Annotated in this window: 16 protein-coding genes; 11 read left to right on the top strand and 5 right to left on the bottom strand. The window is 69.6% G+C overall.

What is annotated here, in order from left to right; genetic code table 11:
* Positions 1 to 525: 525 nt before the first annotated feature.
* On the top strand, positions 526 to 1,041 hold the full coding sequence (locus tag FHS13_RS21645; protein ID WP_484549407.1) for an NsdA family TPR-like regulatory protein: 516 nt from the start codon (positions 526 to 528) through the stop codon (positions 1,039 to 1,041).
* Positions 1,042 to 1,261: 220 nt separating this feature from the next.
* Here FHS13_RS21645 and FHS13_RS20940 read toward each other — a convergent pair whose 3' ends face one another.
* On the bottom strand, positions 1,262 to 2,296 hold the full coding sequence (locus FHS13_RS20940; RefSeq protein WP_184293683.1) for a methyl-accepting chemotaxis protein: 1,035 nt from the start codon (positions 2,294 to 2,296) through the stop codon (positions 1,262 to 1,264).
* A 577-nt stretch (positions 2,297 to 2,873) separates the two neighbouring features.
* Between FHS13_RS20940 and FHS13_RS20935 the strand changes: the two genes are divergently transcribed.
* Together FHS13_RS20935 and FHS13_RS20930 are read left to right on the top strand one after the other, a co-directional pair.
* Positions 2,874 to 3,650, top strand: coding sequence for an SDR family oxidoreductase (locus FHS13_RS20935; protein WP_184293682.1), 777 nt, complete (start codon positions 2,874 to 2,876; stop codon positions 3,648 to 3,650).
* A gap of 188 nt (positions 3,651 to 3,838) precedes the next feature.
* Positions 3,839 to 4,600 (top strand): enoyl-CoA hydratase/isomerase family protein, encoded by a 762-nt coding sequence (locus FHS13_RS20930; protein WP_184293681.1) that lies wholly within the window; start codon positions 3,839 to 3,841, stop codon positions 4,598 to 4,600.
* Between the two features lie 79 nt (positions 4,601 to 4,679).
* Here FHS13_RS20930 and FHS13_RS20925 read toward each other — a convergent pair whose 3' ends face one another.
* A complete protein-coding gene (locus tag FHS13_RS20925) occupies positions 4,680 to 5,645 on the bottom strand; it encodes a bacteriocin fulvocin C-related protein (protein ID WP_184293680.1) in 966 nt (321 codons plus the stop codon).
* A gap of 869 nt (positions 5,646 to 6,514) precedes the next feature.
* Here FHS13_RS20925 and FHS13_RS20920 point away from each other — a divergent pair.
* The 7 genes from FHS13_RS20920 (at position 6,515) to FHS13_RS20890 (ending at position 15,199) form a co-directional block, all read left to right on the top strand.
* Entirely contained in the window at positions 6,515 to 8,323 is a 1,809-nt protein-coding gene (locus tag FHS13_RS20920; RefSeq protein WP_184293679.1) for a flavin-containing monooxygenase, read from the top strand.
* The gene (locus FHS13_RS20915) at positions 8,320 to 9,396 is read left to right on the top strand and encodes an SMP-30/gluconolactonase/LRE family protein (RefSeq protein WP_343065115.1); all 1,077 of its coding nucleotides are present in this window, start codon (positions 8,320 to 8,322) and stop codon (positions 9,394 to 9,396) included. Before FHS13_RS20920 ends, FHS13_RS20915 begins: the two co-directional genes overlap by 4 nt.
* A 478-nt stretch (positions 9,397 to 9,874) precedes the next feature.
* Complete coding sequence (locus FHS13_RS20910) at positions 9,875 to 11,038, top strand: sialidase family protein (RefSeq protein WP_343065114.1); 1,164 nt, start codon at positions 9,875 to 9,877, stop codon at positions 11,036 to 11,038.
* Between the two features lie 155 nt (positions 11,039 to 11,193).
* Complete coding sequence (locus FHS13_RS20905; RefSeq protein ID WP_184293678.1) at positions 11,194 to 12,399, top strand: MFS transporter; 1,206 nt, start codon at positions 11,194 to 11,196, stop codon at positions 12,397 to 12,399.
* A 109-nt stretch (positions 12,400 to 12,508) separates the two neighbouring features.
* Entirely contained in the window at positions 12,509 to 13,048 is a 540-nt protein-coding gene (locus FHS13_RS20900; RefSeq protein ID WP_184293677.1) for a putative immunity protein, read from the top strand.
* A gap of 226 nt (positions 13,049 to 13,274) precedes the next feature.
* The gene (locus tag FHS13_RS20895; protein ID WP_184293676.1) at positions 13,275 to 13,676 is read left to right on the top strand and encodes a nuclear transport factor 2 family protein; all 402 of its coding nucleotides are present in this window, start codon (positions 13,275 to 13,277) and stop codon (positions 13,674 to 13,676) included.
* Positions 13,677 to 13,699: 23 nt separating this feature from the next.
* Entirely contained in the window at positions 13,700 to 15,199 is a 1,500-nt protein-coding gene (locus tag FHS13_RS20890; protein ID WP_246405609.1) for a plasmid pRiA4b ORF-3 family protein, read from the top strand.
* A gap of 24 nt (positions 15,200 to 15,223) precedes the next feature.
* On the opposite strand, the gene FHS13_RS20885 is transcribed toward FHS13_RS20890, so the two are convergent.
* The 3 genes from FHS13_RS20885 to FHS13_RS20875 form a co-directional block, all read right to left on the bottom strand.
* Positions 15,224 to 15,415, bottom strand: a complete 192-nt coding sequence (locus tag FHS13_RS20885; protein WP_184293675.1) for a hypothetical protein — start codon at positions 15,413 to 15,415, stop codon at positions 15,224 to 15,226.
* A gap of 35 nt (positions 15,416 to 15,450) precedes the next feature.
* Positions 15,451 to 16,017, bottom strand: a complete 567-nt coding sequence (locus tag FHS13_RS20880) for a type I-E CRISPR-associated protein Cas6/Cse3/CasE (protein WP_184293674.1) — start codon at positions 16,015 to 16,017, stop codon at positions 15,451 to 15,453.
* A gap of 565 nt (positions 16,018 to 16,582) precedes the next feature.
* Positions 16,583 to 17,626 (bottom strand): IS30 family transposase, encoded by a 1,044-nt coding sequence (locus FHS13_RS20875; protein WP_184293673.1) that lies wholly within the window; start codon positions 17,624 to 17,626, stop codon positions 16,583 to 16,585.
* 285 nt (positions 17,627 to 17,911) lie between these two features.
* Here FHS13_RS20875 and FHS13_RS20870 point away from each other — a divergent pair, with 285 nt between their 5' ends.
* A complete protein-coding gene (locus FHS13_RS20870; RefSeq protein ID WP_184293672.1) occupies positions 17,912 to 18,469 on the top strand; it encodes an NUDIX hydrolase in 558 nt (185 codons plus the stop codon).
* Positions 18,470 to 18,508 lie beyond the last annotated feature (39 nt).

Below are 18,508 nucleotides of genomic sequence, written 5' to 3'. Positions count from 1 at the left end.
TGCGCCGCCTGCGCTGCTGCCCCAACCGGGCCGGCCAGATCACCCGCGCTGTGCTGATCCTTCAGCTTCGAGAAGCAAGATGAAAAGGGCTCAGTGGCCGGCCGAGGCGTTGTGCGAAGCTTCGGGTGGCGCACCGATGGTGCTCACCGGGCGAGGGCACCGGGTTGGGAGATCGGCGGCGGGCGATCTCGCTTCGCGTGTGCACGCCTTGCGGTAGGCCGATGATGTGATCGCGGGGCAGGATCTCATCGGGCCTGCGGTTCGCGAACTCGATACCTCCATCGCGTTTCTCAGGGAGAGTACGCAGACAGAAGAGGCCGGGCCCTGCGTGTGGCGGTGGGGCAGCTGGCGCAGATCGCCGGATGGATCGCCTCTGATGCGGGGCGACATGAGCAGGCGGAGGGAATCTACCGGCTCGGGTTGGCGGCTGCACGTGAGGCGGAGGATGCCACGCTGGCCGGTCAACTGGCGGGGCCCTTGGCGTACCAGTGGGCCAGTACCGGTCGGGAGCATGAAGCGGTGTAACTGGCGGAGGCTGCTCTTGCGGAGACGGGGTCGGGTGCTCCTGCGCGGGCTCGGGCACTGTTCTGGGACCGGGTCGCCTGGGCGCATACCAAGGTCGGGGACGCGCGTGCGGCCATGCGTGCTCTGGGAGAGGCGTCCGAAGCCCTGGCTCGCCGTGGTGATGAGGAGGAACCAGCCTGGTTGTACTGGGTCGATGAGGGCGAACTCCAGATCATGGAGGCTCGCGTGTACACCGAGCTTCACCGGCCTTTGCGGGCGGTTCCGCTGCTCAACGATGTGCCGTCCCGGTACGACGCCACTCATGGTCGGGAACTGGCGCTGTACCTGTCCTGGCTCGCGGTTGCGTACGCGGACGCCAATGAGCCCGAAGCGGCAGTCGAGGTCGCCCGCTGCATGCTGGAGATCGCCGATGATCTGGGCAGCGAGCGCACCGACGAACGCACCCGCGTCGTCAGAAACGCTCTGGAGCGGTTCCGTGATGTCCCCGAGGTGCACGATGCCCTCGGCGCGGCATAGTCACTCCCATCCGCAGACCCGTGCCCTCCCAGTAGCTGAGTTTGCCCGTGGATGTGTCGCTCGGTGCACCAGTCGGGTAACCCGTATGACGGGTGCACCCTTGCGGACGCGTTTCCCCTGATCAAAGCATGCTGCACCCCGGTCAATGAGTTGCCCGACATGCGTCAACTCTAAAACTCTTGCTGTCGAAAATTCTCCGGGGCGTTCGTTGGTGCCCCGTCTACCATAATTGGGTGGATGCATGGTAAAAAATGACCAACCCTGCGCATATTCCGAAGATGATGCCTCGGAAGAAATATGTCCAGCGCCCTTTGTCTCTGATGATGATCTCGGAATCTAAATTGTTGATGGAGTCAATTTTTCTTTCGATTGCCTCGGCAGTCTCGAATATCCCCTGCTCTGCCGCTTCCCAGGGGCGTTCGTGGATTGTGCTACGTAGGACATGGTTAATTTTTTCCGTCGACCTGTTTATGTCGACAGTCATTGATTGAAGGCTTGAGATTGCTGAGACGTAGTGCTCGAGGTCTTCGGCGGCTTTGGAGAGCTGGGGTGTTGTGTCTTGCAGGTGTCCTAGGTCGTGGGCTGCCTCGCGCAATAAGACGGTGGTTTCTTCGAGATGGGCGAGTCTGTGGGTCGAGTCGGCGAGGGATTCTACTGCGTCTATGTCGATGTAGGGTCGGCTGAAGTTTTCTTTGGCGAGTTTCTTGAGTATTGCTGCGGACTCTTCGCTGATCTCTGATAATTCTCCAATTGCATGCATTATTTCTTCTTTGCTCTGCGTGACAGCTGAAGACATCATTTCTTGGAGCTTGTTTGGTGTGAGGTTTTCAAGGCCTGATAGTTGCTCGAACAGTTCCCCTTCTCGATTTTTCTTCCACTGAAGCAGGAGCTTGGTTGGGTATTTATTTGGATTATTGTCTATGGCTGTGTGGTGGGGGTTGCAGAGTAGGATGAGGTTTGCGAAGGACTTTCTTTCACCGTTCCCCATTTTTGGGTCGAAGCGAGGGCCGCCGGGGCTGTGTGCGCGTATGTGTGCAATTTCGACGTCTACAATCGGCTCTCCGTCAATTTCTCGGATTACTGGGCGGGGGCAAGAAGGCTCGTAGCAGCGTCCTCTGCTGAGTAGGAAAAGAGCCTTGCTGACACCGGATGCATAGTTGCGCGCCTTCTGATTCTGTGTGCGCTTGCTTGCTTGGTCTGGCCCTTGGGGGCGGGGTCCCGTGGCTGATTTCGGTGAAGGGGTGGTGTTCACCATGGCGCATCTCTCTGTTGCGGAGGGTTGGTGTGACAGCACGGTAGCTCTGGGTGCTGACAATCTGGGTGGGGTCGAGGTGGGGTTGGGCGAGGGGCACCTGTGGGCGCCCCTCGGCGACCGGTCCCGTTGCTTGGTGGCCGGGACGGGTGGCCCCGGCCTGCGGGTTCGTGTTGTGGGGTGACTGGGGTCAAGGGGTCGTGGGTTCAAATCCCGCCGTCCCGACAGCGAAGTAGCAGGTCACGAAGGGGCTCGTCGTCAGACGGGCCCTTTTCTGCGTCCTCGGTGGGGTGCAGGTGGGGCTGAACCGGGGCCGGGTGGGCCGTCAGCCCACGTCGTGCGGGACGGCTCCCCGCCCTGGCCGCTGACGCGGCCCCCGGCTCCCCGGCGCGCGGGGCCGGGCCCCTCCCGCGCGCCGGCCCCGCAGATCCGGAACAGGGCCCCGCCCGACCCCGTGCCGACCCCTCGGACCTGCGTCGTGTAACTTGCGTCTCATAAGTTACTTCGGGGTAAGCCACGGCCCGGAACACCTCCCGCCTCTCCGCCGCGGCCTTCGCACCCCGCGTCACGAGGAGGAAAGATGGACCTGTTCGACCTGACGGGCAAGAACGCCGTCGTCACCGGAGGCACCCGAGGCATCGGCATGATGATGGCCCGCGGCCTGCTCCAGGCGGGCGCCCGCGTGTGGATCAGCTCCCGCAAGGCTGACGCGTGCGAGCAGGCCCGCGCCGAACTGGCCGAGTACGGCGAAGTCACCGCCATCCCCGCGGACCTGTCGAGCGAGGACGAGTGCCGACGGCTCGCCGCCGAGGTCACCTCCCAGGCCCCCGAGGTGCACATCCTCGTCAACAACGCCGGCGCCACCTGGGGCGAGCAGCTGGAGACCTACCCCGAGTCGGCCTGGGACAAGGTCCTGGACCTCAACCTCAAGTCGCCCTTCTTCCTCGTGCGCGCCTTCCTGCCCGCGCTGGAGGCCGCGGCCACGCCCGACGACCCCGCCCGCGTCATCAACGTCGGCAGCATCGACGGCATCCACGTGCCGTCGCTGCCCACCTACGCCTACTCCACCAGCAAGGCGGGCGTGCACCAGCTCACCCGCCACCTGGCCCGCGAGCTCGGCCCCAAGGCCGTCACCGTCAACGCCGTCGCCCCCGGCCCCTTCCCCTCCAAGATGATGGCGGCCACCCTCGACGCCTTCGGCGAGCACATCGCCCAGGCGGCACCGCTGCGCCGCATCGGCCGGCCCGACGACATGGCCGGCGTCGCCGTCTACCTGTCGAGCCGCGCCGGATCCTACGTCACCGGCGCGGTCATCCCCGTGGACGGCGGTATCGCCACCACCGCCACCGGGATGTGACCCGGCGGGGGAAGGAAGGGGGAGGCGCCCGTCCGGGCGCCTCCCCCGCGCACACCTGCGCCGGCTCCGGGGCCCGCCCGGCTCCCTGCTGCCGCAGGAGCACGGCCGACCGGACCCCCTCCACGCCCCGGCGTGCTACCGGCCGGTAGCCTCGGTGCCGGTCACCACCAACGATCAGAGAGGGCCCCATGAGCGAGGAGCTGTCCGTCCGCGTCGACGGGCACGTCGGAGTGCTGGAGATCCGCCGGCCGCCCAACAACCACTTCGACCACGCCCTCCTGGAGAAGCTGGCCGACACCGCCGAGGACCTCGCCGAACGCTGCCGGGTCCTGGTCCTGTGCTCGGAGGGCAAGCACTTCTGCGCCGGCGTGGACTTCGCCGCCGGTGGTGTGGGGGACAACCCGGTCAAGGGCCTCACCGCCGTCTACGGGCAGGGACTGCGCCTGTTCTCCCTCCCCGTGCCGGTGATCGCCGCCGTCCAGGGCGCCGCCGTGGGCGGCGGGCTCGGACTGGCGTGCGCGGCGGACTTCCGCGTCGCCGAGCCCACCTCGCGCTTCCACGCCAACTTCGGGCTCCTGGGTCTGCACCAGGGGTTCGGCCTCACCGCCTCCCTGCCCCGGATCATCGGCCGCCAGAAGGCCGCAGACATGCTCTACACCGCCCGCCGGGTCACCGGAACCGAGGCCCACGAGATCGGCCTGGCCGACATCCTGGCCGACACGGGCTCCGTGCGCGAGGCCGCCCTGGAGCACGCCCACCGCATCGCCGCCTCCGCCCCGCTGGCGGTGCGCTCCATGAAGGCGACGATGCGGGCCGAACTGCTCGCCGAGCTGCCGGCCGCCCTGGAGCGCGAGATCCTCGAACAGACCCGCCTCATGGACACCGAGGACCATGCGGCGGGCGTCGCCGCCTCGCTCGGGCGCGTCCGGCCGGCCTTCGGCGGGAAGTGACCCGGAAAGGCCGCCGGCACCGCTCCCGGCGGGCGGTCCGGCGGCCGCGGTGTCCCCGCCCGGAGTCCGGGGCACGGGTTCAGGGTGTGTAGCAGTGCCCGTTGCAGACGGAGAGGAACAGCGTTCCGCAGCCCAGGTTGTACTTGCAGCCCGAGAGTCTGCACCAGCTGGTGCCGCGGCACCAGTCGCTGTGGATGGAGCAGGTGCAGTTCTCCTTCGCGGCCATGACCGAGTTCTCGGACATGACCGCGCTCTCGGGTGGGCCGAGGGTGGCGAGCAGCGCGTGGGCCTCCTGCTCGCCGTAGGCCGCGATCGCGCTCCTGGTCAGGTCGTCGAGCTCGGCGTCGGGACCGGTGCGGACCTCGGAGAAGAGGGCCGGCTCGGCGGCCAGCTCCTCGGCGCGCTCCAGGACCTCGCGCTGGGCGCCGGTCAGGTTCGGGTGCTCCCTCCGGTAGCGGCCCAGGTGCTCGACCCACAGGCGGCTGCGGGCCTGGGGTGAGAGCTCGGCGAAGATCGCCCGCCGATAGGCCATCGGGTGGGACCCGAAGGTGTCGAGCCGATCGGGGAGGCGGCCCCGGTTCGCCTTCACCCAGGTCTGGATCTCGTTCGCCTCCGCGCTCTCGGCCAGCGCGGGGGTGCGTCCGGCCAGGACCAGGCCCACCGCCACACCCAGCCCCGTGCCCAGACGCAGGAAACCCTTGCGGTCCACCGCGGCCGGACCCGCGCTCCGGGGTGCCCGCAGGCTGCTCAGCGCGCTCACCAGGCGCAGGGTCGAGGCAGGACCCAGGCGGGCGAGCAGGCGCATGCCGAGCATCGGCCCGGTCCACGCGCGGGTGGGGCCCTCGCCGACCCTGATCAGGGTCGGAGCCCAGGGGGCGTGCTCGCCCAGGGCGTCGCGGCGCCACCGCTCCACCTCGGGGTGGAGCAGGGGGAGGAGTTCGATCCTGTCCGCGCAGGCGTCCTCGACAACGGCCGACACCGCGCGGCAGCGCTCACAGGAGGCGTCGAATGCAAGGACCCAGCGGGAAATGTAGTGTGAGCTCATTCTGTGTCTTCCGCAAGTGATTCGTCACGGGCTTTGGGCGGTTGTAGTTATCTCGCGGAACCGAAGATCACGTCAAGGCCGCAGGAACAGGGGGAGAAGCGCGAAGACACAGGTCATCAGCGGCTGTGGGGCGTGTGGAAACACTGTGACCAGGGAGGGGAGAAAAACGCATCGGCAAAAAAAGGAGGGGGTGCCGGGAAAACACAGGCCGGTGTCGCGGAACATCCCCCGGGCCCGGGCGTGCGGCTCGGTGGCCAGGTGGTTCGACGCATTCGACAGGCTCTGGGAGGAGGATTCGCGCCTGCCGCTCCGTGAGGGTTTCTCCAGGTCACCGGTGGTGTAATTTTGGCCGTAACCTTTCCCGCTTTCCGGTTGGGGGCGTTGGTTGCCGGTCGTCGCTGTGAGGGCATGGCATATCTCCCCGGAAAAGAAGTCCCGGTTCTTCGAGGGGCTTCCCGCCGACCCTGCCGGGATCTGCTGCCGCTGCTCAGGGCAAAGCGCACGGCTTCCCCGAGAGCGGGGATCAGAAACGGAAAACCCGAGGTGTGCGCATTGCGCCGGTACCCCTTTTCCGTCCTGCGGGGAGCGGGCCGGGAGCGGGCCTGTGTGCGGTTTCCCGGAGCGGTGAAGGCGGACAGGGCGAGACCGGCGCCCTTTTCCTCCGCCCCGGACTGGAATCAGCTGATTTCGCACTGTTACCATGACCCGTGCGGTCGGTGTGAGGGCCGGTGCTCGCAGCCGAGCAGCGCGACCGCGCCGGCACCCGACCTGGTGATCGCATCCGTCCCTCCGCGAAGCGCCGCCCCGCCGTTCCTCAGCGACAGGAGCTTCGACGGAGCAGCGGAGAAGACACGGAGAGGACACCCCCCATGCCACCTGTCCCCGACACACCCGTCCCCGACACGTCCGAGATCGACCTCGACGCGCTGCGGGCCCGATACGCGCGTGAGCGCGACCGGCGCATCCGACCCGACGGTGCGCTCCAGTACCGCTCGGCCGCGGGCGAGTTCGGCTACTACGCAAAGGACCCCTACACCCCCAGGACGGAGCGCGAGCCGCTGACCGACACCGTGGAGGTGCTCGTGATCGGCGGCGGGTTCGGCGGCCTCGTCACCGGCGCGCGGCTGCGCCAGGCGGGTGTGGACTCGATCCGGATGACCGACGAGGCCGGCGACTTCGGCGGGACCTGGTACTGGAACCGCTATCCGGGCATCCACTGCGACATCGAGTCCTACTCCTACATGCCCCTCCTGGAGGAGGTCGGCTACGTACCGAAGTGGCGCTATGCCCCCGGCGAGGAGATCCGCCGCCACGCCGTGGCCATCGCCGAGACCTTCGGCCTGTACCGCGACGCGCTGTTCCACACCCGCGTCACCGGCCTGAACTGGGACGAGCAGACGGACACATGGGTGGTGGAGACCGACCGCGGCGACCGGATGCGCGCCCGGTTCGTCATCACCTCGTCGGGCACGCTGACCCAGCCGAAGCTGCCGGGCATCCCCGGGATCGAGACCTTCCGGGGCCACACCTTCCACACCAGCCGGTGGGACTACGGCTACACCGGCGGCGACCAGGACGGCGGCCTCACCGGCCTCGCGGACAAGAGGGTCGCGGTCGTCGGCACCGGAGCGACCGGCGTGCAGGTCGTTCCGCACCTGGCGCGCGACGCCGAGCACCTGTACGTGTTCCAGCGGACACCCTCCACGGTGGACGTCCGCGACAACCGCCCCACCGACCCGGAGTGGGCGGCCTCCCTCCGGCCCGGCTGGCAGCGCGAGCGCATGGAGAACTTCCTCGCCGTCGTCTCCGGGGAGCAGGTGGAGACCGACCTGACCCAGGACGGCTGGACGTCCACGGCACGGCTCCAGCGCAAGATGATCTCCGGCGCACTGGACACGAGTGTCTCCGCGGAGGAACGCGAACGCATCGACGAGATCATCGACGCGCAGAAGATGAACCAGATCCGGGCGCGCGTGGACGAGGTCGTCGACGACCCGGAGACGGCCGAGCTGCTCAAGCCCTGGTACCGGTACATGTGCAAGCGGCCCTGCTTCAGCGACCACTACCTCCAGGCGTTCAACCGGCCCGATGTCACCCTCGTCGACACCGCCGACCACGGCGGCATCACCCGCATGACCGAGGACGCGGTCGTCGTCGGCGAGACCGAGTACCCCGTCGACTGCGTCGTCTTCGCCACCGGCTTCGAGGTCGGCGTCTCCGGGGTGCTGTCCGGTACGCTGCCGGTCCGCGGCCGCGGCGGGCAGGACCTGCTCGCCTCCTGGAGCAGCGGACCCCGCACCCTGCACGGCTTCTACAGCAACGGGTTCCCCAACCTCTTCCACCTGGGCGCGCTGCAGAACGCCAACTCCGTCAACTTCACGCACATCCTGCTGGAGCAGGCCGAGCACATCGCCGCCGTGGTCGCCGAGGCCCGCAAGACCGGGGCCCGCGTGGTCGAACCCTCCCGGGAAGCGACCGAGGCGTGGGCCCGGACCGTCCGCGAGACCGCGCACGACAACTCCGCGTTCCAGGCCGAGTGCACACCCGGCTACTACAACCTCGAGGGTGCGGGCCTCCCCGGCGGCTTCTCCTACAGCCCCGGACCCGTGGCCTTCCACCGGCTGCTCGCCCGGTGGCGCGCCGAGAGCATGCACGAGGTCCTGGAGCCGAGGCCGTGACCGCGGAGGAGAGGCGCGGGGAAGCGCACCGTCCCCTGACCCGGCGAGCGGCCGCTCCCCGCGCACTCGCGGCCCTGGCCCTGGCCGCCCTGGCAGCGGGATGCTCCGCGCCCGCCCCGGGGCCAGCTCCCGCCCCCGACCCCGAGCAGGGGCCGGAGGGTCCGGACCGGACGGCCGAACTCCTGGTCCAGGTGACCTCCGTCCACGAGGAGACGGGGATGACCCTCCTCGAGGGGCCGACCTTCGCCCCAGACGGCGGCCTCCTCGTCGTCGACGTCACCGCTCCCCCGGAGAAGCCCAAGGTCCTGCGGGTGGACACCGGCTCCGGTGAGGTGTCCCCGGTGTTCAGCGGCGGGGACGGCGTCTACACCTCCGCCCAGTTCGGCCCCCGCGACGACCGGCTGTACCTGACGGACTTCCTGAACGGCCGGATCGACAGCATCACCCCCGACGGGGAGGACCACACCACGTTCTTCTCCGGGGACGTGGACGGCGCGCCGATGCACCCCGACGACCTGGCCTTCGACGAGGCCGGGAACATGTACGTCAGCGACTCCACCGGTTTCTCCGGGCCCGCCTGGGAGGCCCGGGGCCGGGTCGTCCGGATCGACGGGGAGACCGCGGAGGCGACCGTCCTGGCGGAGGACCTGCCCGCACCCAACGGCATCTCGTTCAACGAGGACTTCACGGCCCTGTGGGTCGGCCAGTACGCCGCGAACCGCATCGACCACTACCTGCTGGGCGAGGGCGGGACGACGGTGGAGAGCTCCCACGCCGCCGTGTACTTCGACGGCGGCACGAGCCGGATCGACTCCATCGCGGTCGACGCCGACGGGAACCTCTACCAGGCCGTCCACGGCCAACCGCGCGTCTTCGTGTACAGCTCCACGGGCGAGCACCTGGCCACGGTCGGCGTTCCCGACGACGCGGCCGGCGGGCTGGACACGGCCACGAACGTCGCCATCGCACCGGGGACGACCGACGCGTACATGACCGTCAGCGGGGAGGACGGCGGGTTCGTCTACACCTTCGACGCCCTCGCCGAGGGGATCCGCCAGTCCAACGGCGGCTGACCTCCGGCAGCGCCGGGAGGCGGGCACCGGGCCCGCCTCCCGCGCGGGTCGGCCCCGCCGAGGTCCTCGCGCGAAGGTGCGAACGACTGCGGCGTTTCTTCGGATGTGCTGTCACGTGAGGGGCTGAGGAAACAAGACATGCATATGACGTCTGATGTCTGATGCCTTGAGAGTGAGATGTTAGTTACAGCTTGCGACCGGGTCAAGGGGTGTAAGGGAAGCCGGTGACCCCCGAGGCGCCCGCAGCCCTCTGAGCAGGCGCAAGGCGGTACAAGAATTCGGGCGCCGGCCCGCGCGGCGGAACCTTCGCCGCCGCCCCCGCCTGCCGGCGCCAGGCCCGGCACCCGATACCACGTGCCGGTCTTCCGGCGATTTCGAAGGGACAACGCCCCAGAGGGTTGACTTGAGCGGGTTCGCGCTTTAGCGTCCAAGACGTCTGATGTCTGATGCCTCCGTCTCCCACGACACGGAGGTACCCGTGAGAAAGTACGCAGCCCCCGTCGCCATGGCCCTGGGCCTGGCGGTCGCCGGCCCCCTGGCACCGCCCGCCGCCGCCGACAGCACCAGCGCGGCCGACCAGCCCCTCCTCGAGAGAACCGACCTGGCCACCGCGGGCGAGGGAGCGCCCTCCTGGCGCATCCCCGCCCTGGAGGTCCTCGAGGACGGCACCCTCGTCGCCGCCTACGACCGCCGCAACGAAGGCGCCTCGGACCTCCCCGGCAACCTCGACATCATGGTCCGCCGCAGCTACGACGACGGCCGGACCTGGACCGAACCCCAGGCGGTCGTCGACTACGACGGCGGCGTCGGCGCAGGCGACCCCAGCCTGCTCCTGGACCGCGAGACCGGCCGCCTGTTCCTGTTCCACGCCTACGCCCCTGCCGGGGTCGGCTTCCGCAACTCCTCGGACGGCAACTCCAACGACAGCGACACCATCCTCCACGCCGACTACTCCTACTCCGACGACGGCGGAAGGACCTGGCGGACCCGCCGCATCACCGAGGACATCAAGGACCCCGCCTGGTTCGGCATCTTCGCCTCCTCCGGGACCGGCATCCAGCTCTCCGACGGCCGCCTGGTCCAGCAGTACGCGTTCGACTCCGGTGACGGCATCTACGCCGTGAGCGTCTACAGCGACGACCACGGGCAGACCTGGCAGGCGGGCGAGCCCGTGGGACCGGGCATGGACGAGAACAAGACCGTCGAGCTCGCCGACGGCCGCGTGATGCTCAACAGCCGCACGCCCCAGGGCCCCTACCGCCTGGTGGCCTACTCCGAGGACGGCGGCGTCACCTACAGCGACCCCGTCCCCGACACCACCCTGGTCGACCCCACCAACAACGGGGCCGTCCTGCGCTACGACGCCGACGCCCCGGCGGGAACCCCCGAGGCGCACCGGCTCCTGTTCACCAACACCGCCCATGCCACCTCGCGGCAGAACCTGACCGTGCGGATGTCCTGCGACGACGGCGGCACCTGGCCCGTGTCGAGGACCCTCGAGGCGGGGGCGGCCGGCTACTCCACCGTCGTCGCCCTGGACGACGGCGAGTTCGGCGTCCTCTACGAGCGCGGCGGCACCCAGCACATCACCTTTGCCCGCTTCAACTCCGCCTGGCTGGGACAGGACTGCCCGGCCTCCTAGAAGGCAGGAAGCGCCGCCCGGAGCCGACCCGTTACCGGCCCCGGGCGGCCGCTGCCTGCCGGACACATCCCGGCAGGTGTCGCAGAGTCCTCTCGGGGCGTGCCGGTGCGAGGGGCGGACACGCCAGGAGAGGAAGGCCTGTCTAGGCTGAGCTGATGCTCCTTCGCAATCGTTGGGTCATCCTGTCCATCGGCATGGTTGCGCAGGTGGCCAGTGTGGGCGCGATGTTCGGGGTCCCCGTCGTCCTGCCCCAGCTGCGGCAGGTCTTCGACGTCACCACCGCACAGGCGGGCCTGCTGGCAGGAATCCCCTCCTTCGGCCTCCTGCTGACCCTGCTCCTCTGGGGGCTGGTGATCGACCGCGCCGGCGAGCGGGCGACGATGACGCTGAGCCTCGTCCTCACCGCCGGCGCGCTGGGGCTGCTGTGGATCGCCACGGGCCTGTGGACCGCGGGCGCGGCCCTGCTGCTCGTGGGAGCCGTGGCGGGCCCGGTCAACGCGGCGAGCGGACGGCTCGTCCTCGTCTGGTTCTCTTCCCGAGAGCGAGGCCTGGCCATGGGACTGCGCCAGTCCGCGTTCCCCCTGGGGGTGGGTCTCGCCTCCCTGGTGCTGCCCACCGCCGCCGACGCCTGGGGGTTCGCCGGCGCGATGTCCCTCCCCGCGGTGCTCGCCCTGCTCACGGCCCCACTCGTCCTCGCGATCCCCGCGGCCCCCTCCGCCCCCGTCCGCTCCGGCCCGGCCGGGGGAGGCGAGGAGCGCGAGGCCGCATCCGACTCGGGGTCGCCCTATCGGCAGTGGACCATCTGGAGGGTCCACGGCGTCAGCATGCTCCTCGGGGTGGCGCAGATCACCATGATGACCTACGCGCTCATCTACCTGGTCGAGGAACAGGGATGGGACCCGCCCGCCGCCGGCGCCGTGGTCGCCCTGGCCCAGATACCGGGAGCGGCCGGCCGCCTGCTGTTCGGCGTCTGGTCGGACCGCCTGGGAGACCGCATGCGCCCGGTCCGGTGGCTCGCGGTGGCCGCGACCGGCTGCCTGCTCCTGCTCACCGTGCTGCCCGCCGTCCGGTCCTGGACGGCGGTGCCCCTGGTACTGGCCTGCCTGTCCCTGACCAGCTGGCACAACGGCCTGACCTTCACCTCGGTCGCCGAGACCGCCGGAGCGGCGTGGGCCGGCCGGGCCCTGGCCGTGCAGAACTGGCTCCAGGGCGTCAGCACCACCCTCACCCCCGTGCTGATGGCGGCGGTGATCACCCTCGCCGGCCTGCCCGCCGTCTTCGCCGTGGGCGCGCTGTTCTCCGCCGCCGCCGTCGCCGCGGTCCCGCTCACCCCGAGGGCCGCGCCACGGGAAGAGGCGTGAGCGGGAGCCGCAGGCCTGTTCCGCACCGGCCGCAGAAACACCACTACCGGGGCTGTGCGCGAGGCGGCCGCGGGGCAACTCCCGCCGGGGCTGCGGAAGAATCGGTGCCATGGCAACCGGACCGGGTGACTTCGAGCTGACCGCGGACGAACTGCGGACCGTGGCCCGCTATGCGGCGCAGAGCGCACAGGAGGTCCTCCCCCTGTTCGAGGCGGCGGTCCCGGGGGACCTCCGCCCCCGGGCCGCGATCGACGCGGCCCGGGAATTCATCGGCGGCACCAGGAGGACCAGGCTGCAGCGCGCCACCTCCCTGGACGCGCACCGGGCCGCGAAGGAGGCCCCCACCGAGACCGCCCGCCTCGCCGCACGCGCCGCCGGCGACGCCGCAGCCGCCGCGTACCTGCACCCGATCGCCAGAGCCACCCAGGTGGGCCACATCCTGCGCGCCGCCGCATGCGCGGCGCGCATCGCCGAACTGGACGCGGACGGCGATCCCGCCGCCGGGGCCGAGGCACTCGAACGGGCACGCGAGCGCGCGACACCGGCCCTGATCGACGTCCTGACCCGCTACCCGCCCGCACCGGCGGGCGGAAACCGCCTGGCCCAGCTCATGGCCGCCCTGGACACCGCCCTGCGCACACCCCGCTGAGGGGAACCGCACCGCTCCCGCGGAGCCCGGCGCGCGGCAGCCGTACTTTCGGGGCTCGGCTCCCTGCCTGCCCGGGGCGATACCCGAGAGGGCCCACCGGACCGCCCCACGCACCGTGGTCTTGGACGTGCAGCCCACCTGGGGCGCTGAGCTGCACGTACAAGACCATCGACTGCAGGGTTCCTCGTTCCACCGGCAGCGTTTTCCTTCCACCTAGGATCGCGGCATGGATCCTGATGAACTCCTGGAACTGGAGCACCGAGGATGGCAGGCGCTGTCCGACGGGACCGGGGCGGCTTTCTACGGCCGCCTGATGACGGACGACGGGGTCATGGTCCTGGCACACGGCCAGGTCCTCGACCGGCAGGCCGTCATCGCCTCCCTCGATGACGCGCCCCCGTGGCGGTCGTACGAGATCGACGAGGAACGCGTGATCCCGCTGGGCACGTCCGCAGCAGCCCTGGTCTACCGCGCCGCCGCCCGCAGGGACACGGGGTCACCCGTGTTCAGGGCATGGATGTCGAGCACCTACGTGCGCCGGGACGGGGAATGGGCGCTCGCCTCCTACACGCAGACCCCGATCCCGGACCGACCGACACCCGCCGGGATTCGTGACGCCGAGATGTAGGGGAGGGCCGGTAGCCTGCCGCCATGAGCGACCACGGCGACCGTGTTCCCCGTCCCGACGAGTTCGAGGACCTGATGCGGAGCTTGTCCGGCTCCGGGGATCGGTCTGATCCGGATGCGGCGAACGCCCTGCACAGCCTCTTCGACCCCCTCGCCGAACCCGCGCGTCCGTCCCGGCGCCGACCCCGACGGGAGGAAACGGTGACCTACCGGGTGCGGGTGGAGGTCGCCGGCACCGAGCCACCGGTGTGGCGCAGGCTGGAACTGGCCTCGGACCTGTTCCTGAACGAGGTGCACGCAATCCTCCAGGCCGCCTTCGCCTGGGAGGACTACCACATGCACGGGTTCGCCTCCGGCCCGTCCTACTACAGCCGCGAGGCCGAGTACTACCTCTCGCCGTTCGAAGCCGACGGAGGGAAGGCCGGCGTCCCCGAGGAGGAGGTGCGGCTGGACGAAGTACTGGCCCAGCCCGGAGATCGCATGTCCTACCTGTACGACTTCGGCGACAACTGGGAACACCTGCTCACCCTCCAGGAGGTCGCCCCCCGCCAGGAGGATGCACCCCCGGCGGTGTGCACCGCCGGAAGCAGGCCCGCCCCGCCCGAGGACTGCGGCGGAGCGCCGGGGTACGAGCTCGTCAGCGCCGCCACCGACCCTGGACATCCGCACCATGCCGAAGCCCTCGCCGAGTACCGGGAGCTCTACGGGGAGAACCCCGCACCGGACCGGGCACCGGTCCCGTTCGACATCGACGCGATCAACGCCGCCCTGACAGCGGTGTCCGGACCGCTCCCCGACAACCTCCCCGGGCCGGTCGGGGAACTGCTGGCGTCCATACGCGATCCCAGGGTCCGGGGGCGGCTGCTGACCCTGGTGGCCAAGGCGACCGCCCAGGGCGACGACGAGCCGACCGCGGCCACCGTCCGCGCGGCGGTGGGCGCCTACGCCTGGCTGCTGGACCACGTCGGCGACGACGGCGTGAAGCTGACCGGGGCGGGCTATCTGCCTCCGGCGAGCGTGCAGGAGGCCGCCGGGGCGCTGGGCCTGTCGCAGACCTGGATCGGCAAGGCCAACCGGGAGAGCCAGACCCTGCCGGTGCTGAACCTGCGCGAGTCCGCGCAGCGAATGGGGCTGCTGCGCAAGTACAAGGGGCGCCTGCTGCCCACCGCGGCGGCCAAGGCGGTGCGCGACGACCCCCGGGCGCTGTGGGACCACCTGGCCGGACGCATGCCGCCCCAGCCGAGAGCCGAGGTCGAGCGGAAGGGATGTCTGCTGATGGTGCTGGCGGTGGCGGCCGGGAGCCGGGACGTGCCGGGGGAGGTCGCCGAGGCACTGACCGGCCTGGGATGGCGGATCGATCAGGGCCTGCCGGTGGACCCGGCCGCGGCCCGGGACGCCGCGTACGAGGCGTGGATTGTGCTGGACACCCTGGGCGGTTGGTCGAAGAGCTCGTTCGGCCGGGGCGCCGCACCGACCGCGCGGGGAGTGGCGTTCGCCCGCGCGGCACTGCGCCACCGGCCCTGACCCGGCGTTGGGGATCGCCGCGGATCATCCTCCGCCCAGCACGGCCGGGGCCGCCCCGGTGCGGATCCGCCACTTGTCCTCGCCCCAGGTCACGTTTCGCACGTGGTGCACCCGGTCCTCCACCGTCCAGCGCCCGCAGGCATGAGCGGTCAACTCCACAGGTGAGATCTGGTGGGCGTCCAGGTCGGTGGATGCCGGTCCGCGTGCCGAGAGCACGGACGTTCCCCGAGTGGTCGACGCGCCACCGCAACCTACTGCGGGGCCAGCGGGCTGGCGAGGAGAAGCCCGGCCCCCGTGGCCGTCCCCGCGCCGATGCCCTTCAGGCACAGCTCATGGAGCGCCTCGCTGTCCTGTACCACGGCCTCCCCGGTGAAGTGGTACCGAGCGGGTCTGCCACCCAGGTGCTTCCATTTCACCGCGGTGACGCTCACGGCGCCCGCGAACTTGCCGTCCAGCCAGTTCTCGAACTCCTCCTCCGGAAGGGGGACCCGTTTGCCGCGCGGGCGCTGTCCTTCCTCGGCGCGCTCTGTCCTGCGCTGCGTGGTGGGCGCGCTGATGAGTTCCCAGCGGATGGTTTCGCCCTCGGGATACCGCGGCATCGGGTGGATCGCGGCGGAGACCGCACCGGGGACCTTGCCCCAGGCCGGAGCGGTGTCGGAGCTGACCACCAGCGTGTTCGGCGAGGTGCGCGCCCACAGCACACGGGCGTCGGATTCGGGATCGGGATCGACCGCTCTGCGTACGGCCCGCCCCATGGCCGCCCACTGGTCCATGCCGGTACTGCGCTTGGGGTCAAGGTTGATGCGGGCCAGGTACAAGGGGTGTTCCTCCGAAGTCCCCCGCTTGAGCGGGGCTTGTGTCCGGGCACGGGCCGGCGGTGATCTCCTACGCCCGAGGTGAAGTTCCCACTGTACGAGGCACGGGCTCCTGGTCGGCGCGCCTTGGCCCAGCACGAGTCCGCCCCTGCAAGGGCCTGGGTGCAGAGACCGAGCGTGTGGTGCGCACCGCCATGGGCAGCAGGTCCGCTTCTCCGGTCAGCTCGTCCAGCGCGATGACGTCGGACGTGACGGCGCGGACCCGGACCGTGTTGCTGTGCGCCACCGGTCGTTCCTCGAACGTCCCCGTATCCATCTGGAGCACGCGCGCCGGCAGGAGGCGGTACCGTTCACGGATGGTGCTGCGGCCTGCTTCCCATCCCCGGATGCGCCTGGTCAGGGACTCGGAGGTGGCATCGGGATCGGCGGCCCGCACCGTCGCTCCGCCCAGGACGTGTCCCTCTACGTCGATACCTTCCGGCTTTTCGAAGAGCGCGCCTTGTTCAGTGAACAGGCGCGGAGTTCTGTGCGCCAATGGGCAGAAGCGTTCCTTGATCGATGGGTGGTGTCAACTCGTTGAAGCAACACCCTCGTCCTGGCCCTCCAACAGTTGCCCGTGGAAGACCTCCTGCGGAGTGTAGAACCCCAAACACGCCCGCGGCCGGTTGTTCAGCTCCTCCGCGATCGCGGTCAGATACGGCTGGTGCTGAGGAATCTCGGTCCCCTTGGGCAGGTACTCCCGGATCAGCCGGTTGGTGTTCTCGTTCGTGGGCCGCTGCCAGGGCGAGTGCGGGTCGGCGAAGAACACCGGCAGGTCGGTGGCCACCGTCAGCGCCGCGTGCCGCCCCATCTCGGTGCCCTGGTCCCAGGTCAGGGACTTGCGCACCAGCTCCGGCAGCCCCGACACATGCTCGATGAGCACGTCGGCGACCTGGTCGGCCTTCTTCCCCTCGGGCAAGGCCCCGATGGCGGTGAAGCGGCTCTGCCGGTCCACCAGGGTGATGGCGGCGCTCTTGCCGTCCTTGCCCAGGACGAGGTCGCCCTCCCAGTGTCCGGGGATGCGGCGCCCCTCGGCTTCGGCGGGGCGTTCACGGATCGAGCGCATCCCGACGATCCGGGCGCCGGACAGGCCGTTCCTCCTCCTGGGGCGGCGACCGGTCTGCTTGGAGCAGAGCATGACGCCCAGGCGGGCGAGTTCGCCCTTGGGCAGGGCGTAGATCCAGGTATAGATCGCCTCGTGGCTGATGCGTTCGCCGTCGGCGGGGAGGGAGCCTTCCATGGGCTCCACACTGGCGTTCTCGGCCTCCAGCTTCAACCGGCCCGCGATCTGGCGGGGTGTGCGGCCCCGGCCCAGGTCGGCCAGAACCCGCTGGCGGATCACTGGGTCGGTGTCGATGCGCCGCTGCTGGGGGCGGGATTGGCGGGTCTTGGCGCGCTTGTGGGCGGTGGTGGCCCGATAGCCGCGTTTGCCGGTGTTGCGGCGGATCTCGCGGCTGACCACGGACGGGTGGCGGCCGAGTAGACGGGCGATGGAGCGCACACCCTCACCCCGTGTGTGCGCGAGCGCGATCTCCTCGCGATCCTCTAGGGTGAGCGTCCGTCGTGTCTCCATCGGCAACCCTTCTGACCTGCAATGTTGCTACGACGGTATGACACCACCATGCCTTGCTTCGATGTGGTGTCCTGGTGGTGCGGATCTCGCGCCGCCCAAGTGGTTTTACTCCATAACGGGAAACCCGTGTCTTGTTCACCGGTCCGTGTATAAGGTCTTGATTGTTTCTTCGCTGCTGGGGTCGAGGTTCCCCGACGGCGGTGAGCGTGATTATCCCCTTCGGACGAAGGTCGGTTTTCGCGTACCCGCATTCCGATGGAAACGCATGGCCAGGAACGAGTGGATATGACCGATATCGCCAAGCAGAGTGCCCGCGCCCTCCTCTTCGACGATCACCGGCGACTGGTGTTCATCAAGCGCACCAAACCGGGACAGGAACCTTACTGGGTCTCCGTGGGGGGAGGGCTGGAGCCGGAAGACGCTGATGCCGAGGCCGCGCTGCACCGCGAGGTCTTCGAGGAACTGGGCGGAAAGATCGACGGGATTCGCCAGGTTCTGCTCATCACCGACGATCTCCCCGGAGACGTGGGCCTTCAGCACGTCTTCGTTGCCCGGCTGGTCTGTATGGACCTGGACCACCGTACGGGGACCGAGTTCACCGAACCCGGCCGCGGCACTTACGAAGTAGTCAGCATTCCCGCCACACGTGATGCTCTCGCAGGCATCCGTCTCCTGCCGCCCCAGCTCGCCGAGTTCGCTCAGGCGAACGTCCACGGCCTTCTCGCACTGCTGCCCCAGGCCGACGAGGTACCTGAGAAGAACGAGATGTTTCCTGCCGGGTCTGATGCAGGGCTGTTTCAAAGTCGGGATCGTGAGCCATCGGCTCTGATCACGGCCTTGTAGCGATCTGGTCGAAGCCCTCACCAACGAACAACGGAGCCC

Origin of the sequence: Nocardiopsis algeriensis, from assembly GCF_014203695.1 — a bacterium.
GTDB lineage: Bacteria > Actinomycetota > Actinomycetes > Streptosporangiales > Streptosporangiaceae > Nocardiopsis > Nocardiopsis algeriensis.
Note: the sequence above shows the minus strand (reverse complement) of the source record. Positions and strands in the feature narration are given on the sequence as shown.

Excerpts from the sequence above, each read along its gene's own strand:
- FHS13_RS20905 (WP_184293678.1), top strand. The coding sequence starts at position 11,194 with ATGCTCCTTCGCAATCGTTGGGTCATCCTGTCCATCGGCATGGTTGCG.
- FHS13_RS20895 (WP_184293676.1), top strand. The coding sequence starts at position 13,275 with ATGGATCCTGATGAACTCCTGGAACTGGAGCACCGAGGATGGCAGGCG.
- FHS13_RS20875 (WP_184293673.1), bottom strand. The coding sequence starts at position 17,626 with ATGGAGACACGACGGACGCTCACCCTAGAGGATCGCGAGGAGATCGCG.
- FHS13_RS20920 (WP_184293679.1), top strand. The coding sequence starts at position 6,515 with ATGCCACCTGTCCCCGACACACCCGTCCCCGACACGTCCGAGATCGAC.
- FHS13_RS20930 (WP_184293681.1), top strand. The coding sequence starts at position 3,839 with ATGAGCGAGGAGCTGTCCGTCCGCGTCGACGGGCACGTCGGAGTGCTG.
- FHS13_RS20900 (WP_184293677.1), top strand. The coding sequence starts at position 12,509 with ATGGCAACCGGACCGGGTGACTTCGAGCTGACCGCGGACGAACTGCGG.
- FHS13_RS20870 (WP_184293672.1), top strand. The coding sequence starts at position 17,912 with ATGACCGATATCGCCAAGCAGAGTGCCCGCGCCCTCCTCTTCGACGAT.
- FHS13_RS20940 (WP_184293683.1), bottom strand. The coding sequence starts at position 2,296 with ATGGTGAACACCACCCCTTCACCGAAATCAGCCACGGGACCCCGCCCC.
- FHS13_RS20925 (WP_184293680.1), bottom strand. The coding sequence starts at position 5,645 with ATGAGCTCACACTACATTTCCCGCTGGGTCCTTGCATTCGACGCCTCC.
- FHS13_RS20890 (WP_246405609.1), top strand. The coding sequence starts at position 13,700 with ATGAGCGACCACGGCGACCGTGTTCCCCGTCCCGACGAGTTCGAGGAC.
- FHS13_RS20935 (WP_184293682.1), top strand. The coding sequence starts at position 2,874 with ATGGACCTGTTCGACCTGACGGGCAAGAACGCCGTCGTCACCGGAGGC.